This is a genomic window from Roseateles depolymerans (assembly GCF_003387155.1).
In the GTDB taxonomy this organism is placed as follows: domain Bacteria; phylum Pseudomonadota; class Gammaproteobacteria; order Burkholderiales; family Burkholderiaceae_C; genus Roseateles; species Roseateles depolymerans.
Genome location: NZ_QUMT01000005.1, coordinates 1 through 15,966 on the forward strand (window position 1 = coordinate 1; position 15,966 = coordinate 15,966).

The 15,966-nt window shown below is 66.9% G+C and carries 12 protein-coding genes and 1 tRNA gene; 2 read left to right on the forward strand and 11 right to left on the reverse strand.

Annotated elements, in window-relative coordinates; translation table 11 throughout:
• Nucleotides 1–169: 169 nt before the first annotated feature.
• The 3 genes from DES44_RS20655 to ppa form a co-directional block, all read right to left on the reverse strand.
• Nucleotides 170–457, reverse strand: coding sequence for a hypothetical protein (locus DES44_RS20655; protein WP_116001828.1), 288 nt, complete (start codon nucleotides 455–457; stop codon nucleotides 170–172).
• 32 nt (nucleotides 458–489) lie between these two features.
• Nucleotides 490–3,396 carry a metallophosphoesterase family protein gene (locus DES44_RS20660; protein ID WP_058934288.1) on the reverse strand — a complete coding sequence of 969 codons (2,907 nt, stop codon included), beginning with the start codon at nucleotides 3,394–3,396 and terminating at the stop codon, nucleotides 490–492.
• Nucleotides 3,397–3,682: 286 nt separating this feature from the next.
• Nucleotides 3,683–4,222 carry an inorganic diphosphatase gene (gene ppa / locus DES44_RS20665; RefSeq protein ID WP_058934287.1) on the reverse strand — a complete coding sequence of 180 codons (540 nt, stop codon included), beginning with the start codon at nucleotides 4,220–4,222 and terminating at the stop codon, nucleotides 3,683–3,685.
• Nucleotides 4,223–4,874: 652 nt separating this feature from the next.
• Between ppa and DES44_RS20670 the strand changes: the two genes are divergently transcribed.
• Nucleotides 4,875–7,100: a sodium-translocating pyrophosphatase gene (locus DES44_RS20670; RefSeq protein ID WP_058934286.1), complete on the forward strand. Its 2,226-nt coding sequence runs from the start codon at nucleotides 4,875–4,877 to the stop codon at nucleotides 7,098–7,100.
• Between the two features lie 260 nt (nucleotides 7,101–7,360).
• Nucleotides 7,361–8,218, forward strand: a complete 858-nt coding sequence (locus DES44_RS20675) for a J domain-containing protein (RefSeq protein WP_058934285.1) — start codon at nucleotides 7,361–7,363, stop codon at nucleotides 8,216–8,218.
• Nucleotides 8,219–8,252: 34 nt separating this feature from the next.
• On the opposite strand, the gene DES44_RS20680 is transcribed toward DES44_RS20675, so the two are convergent.
• From DES44_RS20680 to pheT, 8 genes are all read right to left on the reverse strand, one after another.
• On the reverse strand, nucleotides 8,253–8,930 hold the full coding sequence (locus DES44_RS20680; protein ID WP_058934284.1) for an ABC-type transport auxiliary lipoprotein family protein: 678 nt from the start codon (nucleotides 8,928–8,930) through the stop codon (nucleotides 8,253–8,255).
• Nucleotides 8,931–9,061: 131 nt separating this feature from the next.
• Entirely contained in the window at nucleotides 9,062–10,027 is a 966-nt protein-coding gene (locus DES44_RS20685; protein ID WP_058934283.1) for an MlaD family protein, read from the reverse strand.
• Between the two features lie 65 nt (nucleotides 10,028–10,092).
• Nucleotides 10,093–10,977 carry an ABC transporter ATP-binding protein gene (locus DES44_RS20690; protein WP_083525414.1) on the reverse strand — a complete coding sequence of 295 codons (885 nt, stop codon included), beginning with the start codon at nucleotides 10,975–10,977 and terminating at the stop codon, nucleotides 10,093–10,095.
• Complete coding sequence (locus tag DES44_RS20695) at nucleotides 10,974–12,116, reverse strand: MlaE family ABC transporter permease (protein WP_058934281.1); 1,143 nt, start codon at nucleotides 12,114–12,116, stop codon at nucleotides 10,974–10,976. The genes DES44_RS20690 and DES44_RS20695 overlap by 4 nt, the downstream gene beginning before the upstream one ends.
• A 260-nt stretch (nucleotides 12,117–12,376) precedes the next feature.
• A tRNA-Pro gene (locus DES44_RS20700) sits at nucleotides 12,377–12,453 on the reverse strand.
• A 34-nt stretch (nucleotides 12,454–12,487) separates the two neighbouring features.
• Complete coding sequence (locus DES44_RS20705; RefSeq protein WP_083525413.1) at nucleotides 12,488–13,030, reverse strand: MerR family transcriptional regulator; 543 nt, start codon at nucleotides 13,028–13,030, stop codon at nucleotides 12,488–12,490.
• Nucleotides 13,031–13,070: 40 nt separating this feature from the next.
• Entirely contained in the window at nucleotides 13,071–13,436 is a 366-nt protein-coding gene (locus DES44_RS20710) for an integration host factor subunit alpha (RefSeq protein WP_058934280.1), read from the reverse strand.
• 96 nt (nucleotides 13,437–13,532) lie between these two features.
• Nucleotides 13,533–15,950 (reverse strand): phenylalanine--tRNA ligase subunit beta, encoded by a 2,418-nt coding sequence (gene pheT, locus DES44_RS20715; protein WP_058934279.1) that lies wholly within the window; start codon nucleotides 15,948–15,950, stop codon nucleotides 13,533–13,535.
• Nucleotides 15,951–15,966 lie beyond the last annotated feature (16 nt).

Here is a 15,966-nt window from a genome sequence, read left to right on the forward strand (position 1 = left end):
TCGTGTAATCGCGCTGCGTTCTCTTCACCCTCGTATCCATCAATCTCGCCCTTTTAGCGAGTCCGAGGTGTCAACGTGGGGCAGGACGGGTCACGCCCACAAAAAAAGCCGACACAGCGTCGGCTTTTTTTGTTCGGAGCGCGCGAAACGCCAGCGGGGACTGAAGTCCTCAGGCTGCGCGGAAGAGTTCGGGCGAAAACGCGTCGAGATCGTCCAGCACGGGGGCCTGACGATCGGGATGTCGAGACAGCGGATGGCGGGACAGCGACCGCACATTGGCCGCCGCAGGGGCGGACGGGGCCGGGCCCTGCTTGCGCTGGGCGGCCAGAATGCGGTCGCTCAGCTCGGGTTTCTTCAGCACCTCTCGTGCGAAGTCGGCGGCCTGGCGAAGATCTGCATTCGTCAGCTTGTGCGACTGCAGCTGCAGCAAACCGCCCGTGGTACGAACAAATGCCATAAAGCGCTCCGAAAGTGTTCAAAGTTTAGCAGTCAGGGCGCATTCGGCCAATCGCGGGCGGCGGTGGACGTTGAGGTTTCCGGACTTTCGGGCAGATAGTCCACCAGCAGGTGGGCGCACACCCACAGGACCTTGCCGAGGTCCCGCCGGCGGGGGGTGGGGGCATCGCTGCCGTCGGCGAATTCCCCGTTCTCGAGATCGCTTCCAGACTCGAGCGGCTGTCCGGCCTCCTGAACGGCGTCATCGGTCAGGAACCCTTCCGCCAGGGCGCCATCGGCCAGCCACGACATCGGCCCCACCAGCTCCACCAGGCCGCTGTCCAGACGCTCGGACGACAGGGTCAGCACGCCCACCGTGGTGTGGGGGCCCCAGTCCGGTGTCACCCCGGCGGAATAGGACGACAGGGGGAAGGCCAGCACATATTTCCAGCGGGTGGCCGGCAGTGCGGCGCCGAAGTGGCCGGGCGAATCTTCGGAGTAGAGGTAGGCCGCCTCATGCGGGCTGCCGCTGAGCTGCGGATCGACATACATCACCGGCAGGGACCGCTTGAAGGCGGCGCCGATCACCCCCTCGCCCAGCGGCACGACCAGCGGATGCTGCGGAACGACCTCGTCCTTGCCCGGGGCCAGCACGAGGGTCTGAACCAGATCGTGGCGGGACTCGTCGTAGGTGAACATGGCGATCTCGACGTCGTCGAGCTCACGGCCGGCTGAACCGATGCTGTTGAGCACGTCCCGGAACTCGCTTTCCCAGGCGCGCAGCGGGCCCTCGTAGGCGGCCATGGTCTCGCGGCTGAGCAGCGTGCTGCGCATGGCCAGGGTCCGGCCGCGGATGCGGGTGGTGTCCTGCAGCGGCACGGCGGGCCGGAACGGCTCCACCCGCCAGCGCACGTCGTAGCGGTGGCCGACCATGGGATAGCTGACCCGCAGTTCCCACACATCCTCGCCGATCTGCGAGAGATGGCCCGACTCATGGGCGGTCAGTTCGGCGTCGTTGACCCATTCGCCTTCGGTGCCGTGTTCATGGAACTGCAGATGCTCATCCAGCGGCGTGGCGGGATAGGTGCTCCAGCGCATCACCTGCACGAAGGGCTTGAGCGGATATTGGCCCCCGGGCAGTTGCACCCGGAACACGAGTTGGCGCAGGGGCGCACGCACCACATAGGAGGTCACCTCCAGCTCGGCCAGCCGCACCCGAGGCCGACGGGCCTGACCGGCGGGTACCCGGGCCCGCTGCAGGGACTCGCGCTCGCAGGCGGCGATCGTCTCCCAGCGGGTGATGGCGTAGGTGTTGAAGCACTTGTAGCGGTAGCCGTAGTCCAGCGCGGGGCCGGTCAGCCGACGCCCGACATGGATGCCGGCCCGCACCCGCTGCACCGGTCCTTGCGGCCGGTTCACCCACTGATAACCGGCGCTCTTGGAGATCTCGCTGAGTTCAATCGTGTTGTGGGAAATGCGCCCCAGGGACACCGAGCACACCACCGGCACCACCTGCGTGGGCAGCGGCCGCTCGAACCAGTGCTGGCTGACGTCCTGCTGCACCACGGCCACGCCGGTGGCATCGACGCCCACGGCATGGCGGACGGTATCGATCCACTGCCCCTGCCGCTCGGCCGCGCGTCGATGGACACGGGCCTTGTGCATCTCGATGCCGTGGATCTCCTTCTTGCCGCGCGCGATCTCATGAACCGGCGCGCCGCCACCGGCGCCGAAATGGATGGAGCGGAACGACATACGACCGGTTTCCAGGATGTCGATCAGGTTGACTGAATTGCGCCCGGACTCCGAGTGGGTCACGCCGCCACTGCCGGCGGCCAGCACGGCGATCTCGCCTTCGGTGTGGTGGTCGATGGAATAGCCCAGTCGGCCGAAGGCGGCGTAGTGCTTGTGGCCGTGCAGGATCAGGTCCACATCGCATTTGTTCAGTTCCTTCAGCACCAGCCCTGCATTGCGCAGCACCAGGAAGGGTTCGAAGGAGGTCAGCCCTTCGGCGATGGAGGCTTCCGGGATGGGGAGCGGATGGTGATGCAACAGGGCGATGCGCGGCACGAAGGGCCGGGCGCCCTGGGCCTCACGCAGGTTCAGCATCAGGGCCTTGAGCTTGGTCACCTCGCGCGCATTCACATTGCCAGTGGCCAGGCGCATGGAGTCATTGCTGTCCAGATAGACCAGCACCACCTCCTGCGGATCGTCGCTGCGCAGCAGCTCGATGCGATAGCCGCTCTCCTGCCGGGCGAGGAAGCGTTTGGCGGAGGTCCACCACTTGCGGGCGTAGAGCGCAGGCGTCATGCGCAGGCGCGTCAGACAGCGCACCGGCCAGGAGCTGCGCCGATAGGCCATGTACGACGGCATGCCGGCGGGCAGCTCGAACGCGCCGGGCCCGAACACCGCGCCAAAGTTGGTTGAAAACGGACGGAACTTCAGATTGCCCCAGGGGCCGCAATCGTGATTGCCGGGCACGCAGCGCAACTGCACCTGCCGGCTCGACCCCTCGCTGACGTTCAGGGCGGTCAGATGACCAATGAAGGCCTCGAACTCCTGCCGTGCAGCGGCCAGCATGAACAGGCCGCCATGGTCGACCAGGTCTCCGGTGCAGACCACCAGATCCGGCCGCTCCCGACGCGCCAGTTCCCCCACGTAGTTCCACACCGACTCATCGAAGTGGTTGCCGAAGTGGACATCGGACAAATGAAAGATCCGGAACGGACGCGCCGCCGACGAGGACCGGGGCGCCTCGGCATCCGCCGAGTCGTCACCGGGGCCTTGGGCGTCGCCCGGGCGCGGCGCCGCCCAACCGGGGTCAGCCGCGGGCCCGCCTGTAAGCCCGGCGACCCACCGCAGTCCGTCGCTGCCGCCGGCGGTGACCTCCGACGGCCGCGTCCGGGCCTGGACGGGTGCTTGTCCGTCCTGCCGCTCCGTCACGCCTTGATCCTGCGCCATGATGTCTCTTCCCTGATGTTCTTGACGGTGTCCAACCGGTCCACCGGCCTCGCGGTTTTCACTTGACCACTGGACCCCTACGGACCGGTAGTCCCGGTTCTTCTGGGGTGGTTCCCGTGGCAGCGCTAAAAACTGCGGGGTTGAGTCATTGTGCGCGACTGGTGGCTCACTTCGTGATCCAGGTCCCGAACATCGTCCTCTCGAGCACCGCGCCCACGCAGAAAGCAACAAAGGCGCCCGAGGGCGCCTTTGCAGGGGGTCAGACGGATGCTGACCGGGGGAACGCTCAGCCTTGCTGGGCCTTGGCGTAATTGGCAATGCCGTTGGTGATTTCGGCCTTGGCTTCTTCGGGGCCCTTCCAGCCCTTGACCTTGACCCACTTGCCGGCTTCCAGGTCCTTGTAGTGCTCGAAGAAATGCTGGATGGCCTTCAGGCGCATCTGGTTGATGTCTTCGGGCTTGGTCCAGTGCTCGTAGATCGGGAGGATCTTGGTGGTGGGCACGGCCAGGAGCTTGGCGTCGCCGCCGGCTTCGTCGTCCATGTCCAGCATGCCGATGGCGCGGCAGGTCACCACGACGCCGGGGGTCAGCGGGAAGGGCGTGATCACCAGCACGTCGACCGGGTCGCCGTCGTCGGCGAGGGTCTGGGGCACGTAGCCGTAGTTGCACGGGTAGTGCATGGCCGTGGTCATGAAGCGGTCGACGAACAGGGCGCCGCTTTCCTTATCGACCTCGTACTTGATCGGATCGGCGTTCATCGGGATTTCGATGACGACGTTGAACTGTTCGGGGGCCTTGGGGCCCGGGGTGACTTTGTGCAGGCTCATGATGGTTGGACAGCTGACGAATGGGGTAACCCCTGATTCTAGAGGCACTCTCTGACGCCTCCCTGGCTCCTCTCGCCACTGCCCGCGCTCGCCACAGCCACAGCCATGGCCACGGCCTTCCTTCGCACCCAGCGAGCGTGGGAGGCAACGCTGCGGTGGCGGCCTGCCCCGGCCCCTGTCCCCGTAAGTCAAGGAAGGAATGGCCGGCGGAGCCGGACAGGAGGGACTGAGCTGGGACTTAAACAGTCCAGTGGACTGTTTATGCCTAGCGAAGGACAGGGCCACTGGCTCTGGCATGGAGGGGACAGGGGCCGGGGCAGGCCGGCACTGCAGCGTTGCCTGGCTCGGTCCAGGCAAGAACTGGACCGCCCGAGAGCCCCCAATCGCGAGGGGCGCCATGGCAGATGGACAGCGAGCGGTGCCTCGCCTGCGGCAGGCATTGCCGTGCTCGGCCTTCTCAGGGAAGAAGGAGAGAACCGCATTGCCACACACTGCCCCCTGCAAGCCCTGACACCCCCTTGTCCCCTCCACTGGTAAACGCCTACCCCGAACCGCCCCGCCGGATTTAGCATCGATTCACGGCCTGTATGTGTGCTTGCGCGCAGGACCGGCGCTGTGGGCATCAGGGCGTCTCACAACAAGGAGACAACACATGTCGATCAGTATGGCGCTGTACTTTGCGCTGGCCTGCGGCTTGGCCGCGGTGCTTTACGGCTTCATCCAGCGGAGCTGGATCCTGTCCCAGGATGCGGGCAATGCCCGCATGCAGGAGATCGCGCAGGCCATCCAGCAGGGGGCTGCGGCCTACCTGGCCCGGCAATACCGGACCATTGCCATCGCGGGTGTTGTGCTGGCGGTGCTCATCGCCGTTGCGCTCGACCTCATGACCGCGGTCGGCTTTGTCGTCGGCGCGGTCCTCTCCGGCGCCTGTGGATTCATCGGCATGAACGTCTCTGTCCGTGCCAACGTCCGCACGGCGCAGGCGGCCACCCAGGGCATGGCCCCGGCCCTCAATGTTGCCTTCAAAGGGGGCGCCATCACCGGCATGCTGGTGGTCGGCCTGGGCCTGCTGGGCGTTGGCATTTTCTTCCTGTGGGTCAGCCACGACCTCCAGCAGATCGACAGCCAGTCCCTCAAGCCCCTGCTCGGCCTGGCCTTCGGCTCCTCGCTCATCTCCATTTTTGCCCGCCTGGGCGGTGGCATTTTCACCAAGGGCGCAGACGTCGGCGCCGACCTCGTCGGCAAGGTCGAAGCCGGCATCCCCGAGGATGACCCACGCAACCCGGCCGTCATCGCCGACAACGTCGGTGACAACGTCGGCGACTGCGCCGGCATGGCTGCCGACCTCTTCGAAACCTACGCCGTCACCCTCATCGCCACCATCGCCCTGGGCGCCCTCACCTTCGGCGGCATGTCCCCGGCCGCCCTGGTCTACCCCCTGGTGCTCGGCGGCGTCTCCATCGTCGCCTCCATCATCGGCTGCGGCTTCGTCAAGGCCACCCCGGGCATGAAAAACGTCATGCCGGCCCTCTACAAGGGGCTCATCGTCGCCGGCGTCCTCTCTGCCGTGGCCTTCTACTTCATCACCCGCGCCCTCTTCCCGCAGGACATCACCCTGCCCGGCGGCCAGACCATCGGCGCCAACGCCCTGTTCTTCTCCTGCCTCGTCGGCCTGATCCTGACCGCCGCCATGGTCTGGATCACCGAGTACTACACCGGCACCGACTACAAACCGGTCCAGCACGTTGCCCAGGCGTCCACCACCGGCCACGGCACCAACATCATTGCCGGCCTGGGCGTCAGCATGCGCTCCACCGCCTGGCCGGTGCTGTTTGTCTGCGCCGCCATCCTGGCCGCCTTCAAGCTGGCCGGCCTCTACGGCATTGCCATCGCGGCCACCGCCATGCTGAGCATGGCCGGCATCGTCGTGGCGCTGGATGCGTACGGCCCCATCACCGACAACGCCGGTGGCATCGCCGAAATGGCCGACCTGCCCGACAGCGTGCGGGACATCACCGACCCGCTCGATGCCGTCGGCAACACCACCAAGGCGGTCACCAAGGGCTATGCCATCGGCTCGGCGGGCCTCGCGGCTTTGGTCCTCTTTGCGGACTACACCCACGCCCTGGAAAGCCGCGGCCTGTCCGTCAGCTTCGATCTCAGCAACCACATGGTCATCGTCGGCCTCTTCATCGGCGGCCTCATCCCCTACCTCTTCGCGGCCATGGCGATGGAAGCGGTGGGCCGGGCGGCCGGCTCCGTCGTCGAGGAAGTGCGCCGCCAGTTCCGCGACATCAAAGGCATCATGGACGGCTCCGGCAAGCCGGAATACGGGAAGGCCGTGGACATGCTCACGGCCGCGGCCATCAAGGAAATGATCGTGCCGTCGCTGCTGCCGGTCATCGTGCCCATCATCGTGGGGCTGGTGCTGGGACCGGCTGCGCTGGGCGGTCTGCTCATGGGCACCATCGTCACCGGGCTCTTTGTGGCCATCTCCATGTGCACCGGCGGCGGTGCGTGGGACAACGCGAAGAAATACATCGAGGACGGCCACTATGGCGGCAAGGGCAGTGACGCCCACAAGGCCGCGGTCACGGGCGACACCGTGGGCGACCCGTACAAGGACACCGCCGGGCCCGCAGTCAATCCGCTGATCAAGATCATCAACATCGTGGCCCTGCTGATCGTGCCGCTGCTGCCGGCGGTGGGCAGCACCGGACCGGCCGGAGGCAATCCGGCTCACGGCGGCCCCGCCATGACCCCTGCACCGATCAGTGCCCCGGCACCGGAGGCCTCGATGCCAAGCATGCCGGAGGTCGTGGCGAGCGGTCCGATGATGGCGGCCAGCGAGGCGGGCACGGCAGCATCGCAGCCCTGAAAAGTGTCGGCGGTGGGTGGCCCGGTGGTGGCCCATCCGCCACGTCCGCCGCCGCCGGCCCGCGCCACCCGTCTACCGCCACGTTCCGCCGCTGCCTCCCTCGCTTGCACATCCCGGCCAGCGGCCCCATGAACCGCCCATGCGCGACAGAACGCCAAGAAATACCGCCCCCGGACGGCCACTTCGGGCTTTGACCCGAGGGCCTGGCACGGCAGAATCAGGCACACTCCACCAAAGAATCTTCAGGGACGCTTGCCACCATGACCAGCCAGGCCATCACGCCTCGCGAACTCGACGCTCGTCGCGAGGCGCTGGCGGAGCTTCAGCGCCAACTGGCTGACGAGGAACAGGCCTATGCAACCACCCGCCGGTGGCTGCAGGCCTTCATCGACCGGTACGTGGCCGCCCTGGGTCCGCTCTACATGGAGCTGGACTCCCTCGAATCCCAGCTCTACTGCGCCATGCGCTACCTGCATGACGCGCTGAGCCGCAATGGCGTGGACACCCGCCCCCCCGAACCTCCCCGCGCCACCGGCACACCGCTGCTGCCGCAACTGCCCCCGGGCGCTCCGCTGCCGCCGCAGCCGGAGGGCGGGCTGGTGCAGGTGGGCCCTCCGCCGCTCAAGACGCTCTACCGCCGCGCCGCCATGCGCCTGCATCCGGACCTGGCGCCGGATGACCAGGAGCGACGCATCCGCGAGCAGAAGATGGTGGAAGTGAACGAAGCCTATGCCGCGTCCGACCGGCCCCGGCTGGAACAGTTGCTGCTGGCGGCCGGCGAGAGTGCGTTCAAGGTCAAGGGCGGTGATGCGGATGCGGTGCTGTCCTGGCTGCGTCATGCCGAGCGCAGCGTCCAGGGTCGCCTGCGGGTGGTGCAGGCGCATACCGCGCTGCTGGTCAATCACCAGATGCATCAGCTCGGCCAGGCGATCGAGCGCGCCGAGCGAAAAGGCCTGCAGCCGCTGACCATCATGGCCAACCGACTGCGGGCACAGATCACCGAGCGCCGTCAGGAGCTCTACATCGGCCAGCGCCTGCAGCCCGAGTCGGGCATGGCCGAGGCCTTCCTGCGGCAGCGTCAGCAGCGCATGGGGGGCGGGATCGCGGCTTCGTTCTGAAGCCTGCAGTCTCCATTGGACGTCAGGCGCCTGCTCAGGCTTTGCCTGTCGACGGGCTCAGGGACGCCGCCCAAGCCAGCATTTCCACACCCAATCGATCCAGCACCTGCGCCATTGCACGGGCACCGCCCTCTGCATCGCCGCCGGCCGGCGCACTGGCTTCGAACAGTCGCCGCTGGCGGCCCGTCGAGGCGCCCACGCGCAGCGTCACCTCGCTCTGGGTGGGGCTGGAGAACCGCTGCAGGCAGTCCTCCACCTCCACCAGAATCGCAACCGCAGGCAAGGGTTCCGCGCCGGTTGCGAGCACCGCGCGGGCATTGAGCTGCTTGAGCCGGTCGCCCAGCAGGGTGGACAGGGGCGCCGCCCAGCGGCTGTCGCGGTAGCTGCGTCGGGTGAAGGGGTCGGTATCGTCCATGCGGTATGCGATGGCGGTGCCGCGGGCGAGCTCCGACGTCGACACGGCCTGGATGTCCACCCGGCGCGGCAGGATCGTGCCGGCAGGCCAGACGGGTGCCGGCCCCAGGTCCAGTTGACGGACCGGCGCCGGGCGACTGCCACAGGCCGCCAGCAGCGGCGCGGCTGCCCCCAGCACCAGGCCACCGAGGATCACGCGGCGCCGCGGTAAACCCGCGAAGTGAGCGTCGGCCTCCGACCGGGTGGTCTGCGGCCCGGACACTGAATGGAGCATGGAAGCAAGGCGGGATTCAGCCATGGCAGGATGCGTAGCGTTGCGCGGCAGGCGCCGCGGCGTTGGACAAGCGGTTGACCCGACCTCCAGCAGGAGCTCGTGCGGGATACCGTGCATGGATGAGCAAGCTGACGATCGACAAGGCACGCATCGACTCATTTCTCCTTGCGCTCAGGCTGGAAGCCCGCTTCTCCAGGCCCGGCCGGTCCCGGCTGCGGACCGAGCAACAGACTCTGCGGCTGATCCGCCAGCCCTTGCGCGGCACGCTCCAGCGTCCGCGCCGCCCGGGAGAGCTCTTCCAGCAGCGCATGCTCACGCGGCCGCTCACCACTGCCGACCAGCGACAGCTCGATGCGCTTGATCGACGCCTGCAACTGCGCCGCTGCATCGCCGATCTTCTCGATCTCCGCCGCACGTGCCTTGTAGGCGTCCACCATGTCGCCGCCCTTGACGGCCAGTTGGTCCACCTGCCCCAGCGTCTTCTGCCCGGCGACCACCAGGCCATCGGCATTCTTCACCAGCGAAGGCAGCGCCTGCGCCGTCGGATGCATTTCATTCACCAGCTGGTTCAGCCCCGCCGACGCTTCCTTGAGCTGCGCCAGGGTCTGGCTGAACTGCTGCTGATTGGCATCGCTCAGCACCAAGTTGATGCGTTTCATCGTGTCCAGCGCATTGGCCGCCAGCTTGGGGCCGATGTCGGTGAGCTGGTCCAGGATGGACGGCGCCAGCGGAATGCGCCGGGTCTGGATGACGTTCTGCTCCGGTGGCACCGACGGTTCCCCGTCATTGAGGTCAATGAAGGACAGCCCGGTGATGCCCTGGTAGCCCAGCTTCGCGACCGTGCCGGGGGCGATCGGTGCCGTGGCGTCCACCTCGATGTCCACCAGGATCTGCCGCGCCTCGGCCGGGTCGAAGCGGATGCCGCCCACCTTGCCGATCACCACGCCGCGCAGTTTCACCGGTGCCTTCACATTCAGACCCGGCACACCGGAGCGGGACACCACGGTGAAGGCCTGGGTCTCGCCCCGGTCGTCGCGGAACCACAGCACCACCACGATCAGTGCCGCGCTGAGCAGGAGCACGAACAGGCCGGTGGCCAGGGCGTGGGCTTTGTTTTCCATGAGATCGGTCGGGTCCTCTGGGCGTTCGGTGGGAAGGTGGGAAGGGGGTGGTGACGACCCTCCCCTCAGGCGGGTTGCGGGTCGTCCTGATGAGACAGCGCATCGCGGTAGCTGCGCAGGCTTTCCTCCGCGCAGCGCTGCACATGCCCCAGGAAGAAATTGCGAATGAACGGATGCTGCATCTGGACGACCTGCTCCAGCGGCCCATGCGCGATCAGGTGCTGGTCCGCCAGCACGGCGATGCGGTCGACCAGCGCGAACAGCGTGTCCACATCATGGGTGACCATCACCACCGTCAGGTCCATCTCGCGCTTGAGGCTTTCGATCAGCTGCACAAAACGCTTGGAGCTGGCGGGGTCCAGGCCGGCGGTGGGTTCATCGAGAAACAGCAGTTGCGGATCCATGATCAGGGCCCGCGCCAGCGACACCCGCTTGATCATGCCGCCGGACAATTCGGCCGGCATCTTGGCGCCGTCTTCCGGCTTGAGCCCCACCTGCACCAGCTTTTGCATCACCAGCTCGGCAATCAGGTCCTTGGGCAGCGACTTGAGCTCCCGCAGCGGCAGCGCGATGTTGTCGAAGACGGTCAGCGCGGAAAACAGCGCCCCCTGCTGGAACAGCACGCCCCAGCGGTGACGCACCCGGGCCAGGTCAGAGGCCTCACAGTTGCCCAGCCGCTGGCCCAGCACCAGCACTTCGCCTTCGCTGGGGCGCTCCAGGCCCAGCATCAGCCGCAGCAGCGTCGTCTTGCCACTGCCGGAGCCGCCGATGATGCCCAGCACCTCGCCGGCCTTCACATCCAGGCTGATGTCCTTGTGGATGCGAACGCCGCCCAGCACGGTGCCGACATGACGCACCGAGATCACAGGCGCTGGCGCTTCCGAGGCGACAGAGGCAGCGACGGCCGGAGCCGCGCCGCTCCCACGAACGTCTTCACAGGTGCCACTCATACCTTCAGCCCCACGTTGGAGAACATCACGGCAAAGATCGCATCCACCACAATCACCAGCGTGATGGAGGCCACCACTGACTGCGTCGTGCCGGCGGCCAGGCTTTCGCTGTTGGGCCGGATGCGCAGGCCGAAGTGGCAGGCCACAAAGGCGATCAGCACGCCGAACACGGCCGACTTGGACACGCCCAGCCACAGATTGGCAATCGGCACCGAAGCCGGCAAGCCCTGCAGGAACTGCACATAGTCCAGGCCCAGGGTTGCACGGGCAGCCAGCATGCCACCCAGCAGCACCATGCTGCTGGTCCAGACGGTGACCAGCGGCAGGGAGATGGCCAGGGCCACCATCTTCGGGAAGACGAGCCGCACGGTGTGAGAGATGCCCATGACCGACAAGGCATCGAGTTCCTGCGTGACCCGCATGACCCCGATCTGCGCCGTCATGGCCGAGCCGCTGCGCCCGGCCACCAGGATGGCTGCCAGCAGCGGCCCCAGCTCCCGCCAGACACTGATGCCCAGGATGTTGATCACATAGATGTCGGCGCCGAAATTCTGAAGCTGCCGCGCGATCAGATAAGACAGCGTGATGCCCACCAGCACACCCACCAGCGCGGTGATGCCCAGCGCCTGGGCGCCGCTGCGGTAGATGTGGGCAGAGATGTCGGACCAGGCGACCAGGCCGGGATGACGCAGCATGCGGCCGCAGTCGCGAACGACCTGGCCGAACAGCGCCACGGCATCGATCAGGTGCTCGGCCAGTTGAAACAGTCCCTGGCCCAGCTTCCAGGGGTTTTCGCGACGATGCGGCCGGGTGGCCTTGCCCTGCTTGGCACTCAGGCGCGCGAACTGCGCCTGGAACATGGCGGCGGCGGCCGAAGTGGGCCACTGCAATTGCTCCGGCTGCTGGCGGCCCCAGGCCTGCCACAGCAGCAAGGCGCCGGTGGGGTCCATGCGGTGGACGGCGCTGAGGTCCCAGTGCACGCCGGAGCTGGGCAGCGTGCCCAGTTCAGTGCGCAGGGCGTCTACCCGGTCCCGCAGGGCCAGCAGGGTCCAGTCGCCTTCCAGCCGGGCCTGGACCTGCGCGCCGGACTCGGTGCGCAGCAAGCGCGGCGTGGGATCGGTGACAGGAGTGGGTGTCATGACCCGCACAGCATAACGGGCCGGCGCGGTGCTCGTGTGGAAGAGAAACAGAACGCCGCGTAGAGCGAACCGTGTAGAGCGAACCGTGCAGAGCGAACCGTGCAGAGCGAACCGTGTGTGGCGAACCGTGTGTGGCGAACCGCGGATGAGGGAGGCGCTCCCCTGCTGAATCCCCCGCGGTGGAAAGCGGCCCAAAAAAACGGCCGACAAAGCAAAACGCCTGGTACTTTGCAGTACCAGGCGTTCAGTCTTCTTATAAATGGTCGGGGTGGCGGGATTCGAACTCGCGACCCCTTGCACCCCATGCAAGTGCGCTACCAGGCTGCGCTACACCCCGACGAAGACTTAGATTCTATACGCGTTTTTAATGCTCACGCAAGCAAACTCTCTCGAATGGCCAACAATTCTTCTCTCACCTCTTCCAGCGAGAGTTTTTCGAGCGACACCGTTGTGTGCGCTGAACCGTCGGACACCTCCGCTGCACGCGCGCGGTAACTGTCGCGATAGGCCTCACGTGCCACTTCGCGGTAGGACGCCAGGCCCAGCGAGTCTTCAAGTTCCAGATGCGACACCTGCGACGCCTGCTCCGCCGCGGCCTGTGCTTCCGCGCGGAACTCCTGTGCCTGCGTGGCCGGACTGTGGCCGGTGTGCGTGCCGTGGGCCGAATCGCTCAGCTGATTGCGGGCTCCACTGATGGTGAAGCCCTGGTCATAGAGCAGGTCCCGAATGCGGCGGATCAGCAGCACTTCGTGGTGCTGGTAGTAGCGGCGATTGCCGCGCCGCTTCATCGGCTTGAGCTGGGTGAATTCCTGTTCCCAATAGCGCAGCACATACGGCTTCACGCCGCACAACTCACTCACCTCACCGATGGTGAAGTAACGTTTGGCGGGAATGGCGGGAAGCGTGATGTCCATTGGAATCAGGTGCTCCGGCAGCTGGGACGGAGGTCAGACTCTACTCGAAGTCTCCGGCACCGGGCGCGTTCCCTTGCACAGCTTCTTTCAATTTGTGACTGGCGTGGAAGGTCACGACATTGCGTGCCTTGATGGGAATCGACTCCCCCGTGCGCGGATTGCGCCCGGGACGCGGTGCCTTGCGACGAATGTTGAAGTTGCCAAAGCCGGACAGCTTCACCTCGCGACCGCTGGAGAGGCTGTCGTGGATGATGTCGAAGAAGGCCTCGACCATGTCCTTGGACTCGCGCTTGTTCAGGCCGAGCTTGTCGAACAGCAGTTCGGCCAGCTCCGCCTTGGTCAGCGTCGGCGTTTCGAGGCTGCCCAGCAGCACCCGCGCCTGTTCCTTGATGTCGTCGTCGCTCATCGGCTTCCCTCTCCTCTCCCGCGTCCTCGTTCCTCATGCGCCAGGTCGGCGCCCCCTTGACTGCGGGGGTGCCGGACCCGGCGTGCCCGCGGCGCCTCAGCCGCGCAGCCGGGCCCCGAGCTGTTCCGCCAGGCGGCTCACCACCCGGTTCACGGCCTGCTCGATCCGTTCGTCGGTCAATGTGTTGTTGTCGTCCAGCAGTTCCAGGCGCACGGCCAGGCTCCGCTCACCCGCCTTCAGCTCGGCGGTCGGCTGCGCGGGCTTGAAGACGTCGAACAAACGGGCGGAGCGTACCAGGGTCTCGCCGCTGCTGTGGATGGCATTCATCAGCGCCGCATGGGTCACCTGATCACCGACGATGACCGCCAGGTCGCGATGCACCGCCTGCAGGCGTGCCACGCCCTTGCCTTGCGGCACGTGACGGGCCAGCACCGCATCCAGCGACAGCTCGAACAGCACCGGCGCGGTCGGCAGCTCGTAGCTTTGACGCCACTTCGGATGCAGCTCGCCCACGACGCCGATCTCGGTGCCCTCCAGCAGCACGCGGGCGCTGCGGCCCGGATGCAGTGCGGCATGGTCGGCGACTTCAAACTGCAACTGGCGCGGCGCGAACAGTGCTTCCAGGTCGCCCTTCACATCGAAGAAGTCCACTGCGCGGTCGCGCTCGGCCCACTGCTGCTGGTCGGCCGGACCCCAGGCCAGACCGGCCAGGCGCAGCGGCTGGCGCACGCCCGCAATGGTGGTGTCGCTCTCTTCCACCGACGGGTCCCGCAGGAACACGCGGCCGATCTCGAAGACCCGCACCCGTGGTGCCTTGCGGGCCAGGTTGTTGCGCAGCACCTGGATCAGGCTGCCCATCAGGCTGCTGCGCATCACCGCCAGCGGTGCGGCGATCGGGTTGAGCAGCTGGATCGGCTGTTCATTGCCGGCCAGCTCACGTTCCCAGCGGGCTTCCACGAAGCTGAAGTTGATCGTCTCGAAGTAGTCGCGCGCGGCCATCGCGTGGCGCAGGGCATGCACGCTGCGGCGGGTCTCGCTCGGCACCTTGCCGACCACCGGCGCCAGCGGCGGCGTGGCGGGCAGACGGTTGTAGCCCAGCACCCGCACGACTTCCTCGATCAGGTCTTCCTCGATCTGCAGGTCGAAGCGGAAGGTGGGCGGCACCACGGTCAGCACGCCAGGGGCCGTGACGCTGAATTCCAGGCCCAGGCGGGTGAAGACGGTTTCGCAGTCGGCCTGGGTCACCGGCATGCCGATGACCTTGGCGGCGCGGTCCACCCGCAGGGCCACCGGCTTGCGCTCGGGCAGGGCCACCACATGGTCGTCCATCGGGCCGGCCTGGCCCCCGCAGATCTCCAGAATGAGCTGGGTGATGCGCTCGATGTGGTCGGTGGTGCCGGAGGGGTCCACGCCGCGCTCGAAGCGATGACCGGCATCGGTCGAGAAATTGAAGCGCCGCGAACGGCCCATCACCGCCTTGGGCCACCAGAAGGCGGCTTCGACATAGACGTTGGTGGTGTCGTCCGACACCGCCGTGGCGTCGCCGCCCATGATGCCGGCCAGGGACTCGACCTGCTGGCTGTCGGCGATGACGCCCACCGTCTCGTCCAGCTCGATGGTGGTGCCGTTCAGCAGCTTGAGCTGCTCGCCCTTGCGGCCCCAGCGCACCACCAGTTCGTTGTGGATCTTGTCCAGGTCGAAGATATGGGACGGGCGGCCCAACTCGAACATCACGTAGTTGGAAATGTCCACCAGCGGGGACACCGACCGCTGACCGCAGCGGGCCAGGCGGTCCACCATCCAGGCTGGCGTCTGGGCCTTGGTGTTGACGCCGCGCACGATGCGACCGGAGAAGCGGCCGCACAGGTCGGCCGCTTCCACGCGCACTGGCAGCTTGTCGGCATGGGCCACGGCCGCCGGGGTGATCGAGGGCGCCTGCAGCGGGGCGCCGGTCAGCGCCGACACTTCGCGGGCGATGCCGTAGACGCTCAGCGCGTGCGCCAGATTGGGCGTGAGCTTGAGGGTGAACAGCGTGTCGTCGAGATTCAGGTGCTCGCGGATGTTCTGGCCCAGCGGCGCGTCGGCCGCCAGTTCCAGCAGGCCGCCGTGGTCCTCGGAGAGCTTGAGCTCCCGGGCCGAGCACAGCATGCCGAAGCTCTCGACACCGCGCAGCTTGCCCACCTTGATCCTGAACGGCTTGCCGTCTTCACCGGGCGGCAGTTCAGCGCCCACGGTGGCCAGCGGCACACGGATGCCCACGCGCGCATTGGGCGCGCCGCAGACGATCTGCAGCAGCTCCGGACCGCCGGCGTTGACCTTGCACACACGCAGCCGGTCCGCATCCGGATGCTGCACGGCCTCGACGATCTCGGCCACGACGATGCCGTGGAACGGGGGCGCGACCGGACGGAGTTCTTCCACCTCCAGGCCGGACATGGTGAGCAGCTCGGCCAGTTCTTGGGTATTCAGCGCAGGATTGCAAAAGGCCCGCAGCCAGGACTCAGGGAATTGCATGTCGATGTCTTTCGGG

What these genes read in the sequence shown, in the direction of transcription:
- DES44_RS20670 (WP_058934286.1), top strand. Translation starts at nt 4,875, where the DNA reads ATGTCGATCAGTATGGCGCTGTACTTTGCGCTGGCCTGCGGCTTGGCC.
- DES44_RS20675 (WP_058934285.1), top strand. Translation starts at nt 7,361, where the DNA reads ATGACCAGCCAGGCCATCACGCCTCGCGAACTCGACGCTCGTCGCGAG.
- DES44_RS20680 (WP_058934284.1), bottom strand. Translation starts at nt 8,930, where the DNA reads ATGGCTGAATCCCGCCTTGCTTCCATGCTCCATTCAGTGTCCGGGCCG.
- DES44_RS20695 (WP_058934281.1), bottom strand. Translation starts at nt 12,116, where the DNA reads ATGACACCCACTCCTGTCACCGATCCCACGCCGCGCTTGCTGCGCACC.
- DES44_RS20690 (WP_083525414.1), bottom strand. Translation starts at nt 10,977, where the DNA reads ATGAGTGGCACCTGTGAAGACGTTCGTGGGAGCGGCGCGGCTCCGGCC.
- ppa (WP_058934287.1), bottom strand. Translation starts at nt 4,222, where the DNA reads ATGAGCCTGCACAAAGTCACCCCGGGCCCCAAGGCCCCCGAACAGTTC.
- DES44_RS20685 (WP_058934283.1), bottom strand. Translation starts at nt 10,027, where the DNA reads ATGGAAAACAAAGCCCACGCCCTGGCCACCGGCCTGTTCGTGCTCCTG.
- DES44_RS20660 (WP_058934288.1), bottom strand. Translation starts at nt 3,396, where the DNA reads ATGGCGCAGGATCAAGGCGTGACGGAGCGGCAGGACGGACAAGCACCC.
- DES44_RS20655 (WP_116001828.1), bottom strand. Translation starts at nt 457, where the DNA reads ATGGCATTTGTTCGTACCACGGGCGGTTTGCTGCAGCTGCAGTCGCAC.
- pheT (WP_058934279.1), bottom strand. Translation starts at nt 15,950, where the DNA reads ATGCAATTCCCTGAGTCCTGGCTGCGGGCCTTTTGCAATCCTGCGCTG.
- DES44_RS20705 (WP_083525413.1), bottom strand. Translation starts at nt 13,030, where the DNA reads ATGGACATCACGCTTCCCGCCATTCCCGCCAAACGTTACTTCACCATC.
- DES44_RS20710 (WP_058934280.1), bottom strand. Translation starts at nt 13,436, where the DNA reads ATGAGCGACGACGACATCAAGGAACAGGCGCGGGTGCTGCTGGGCAGC.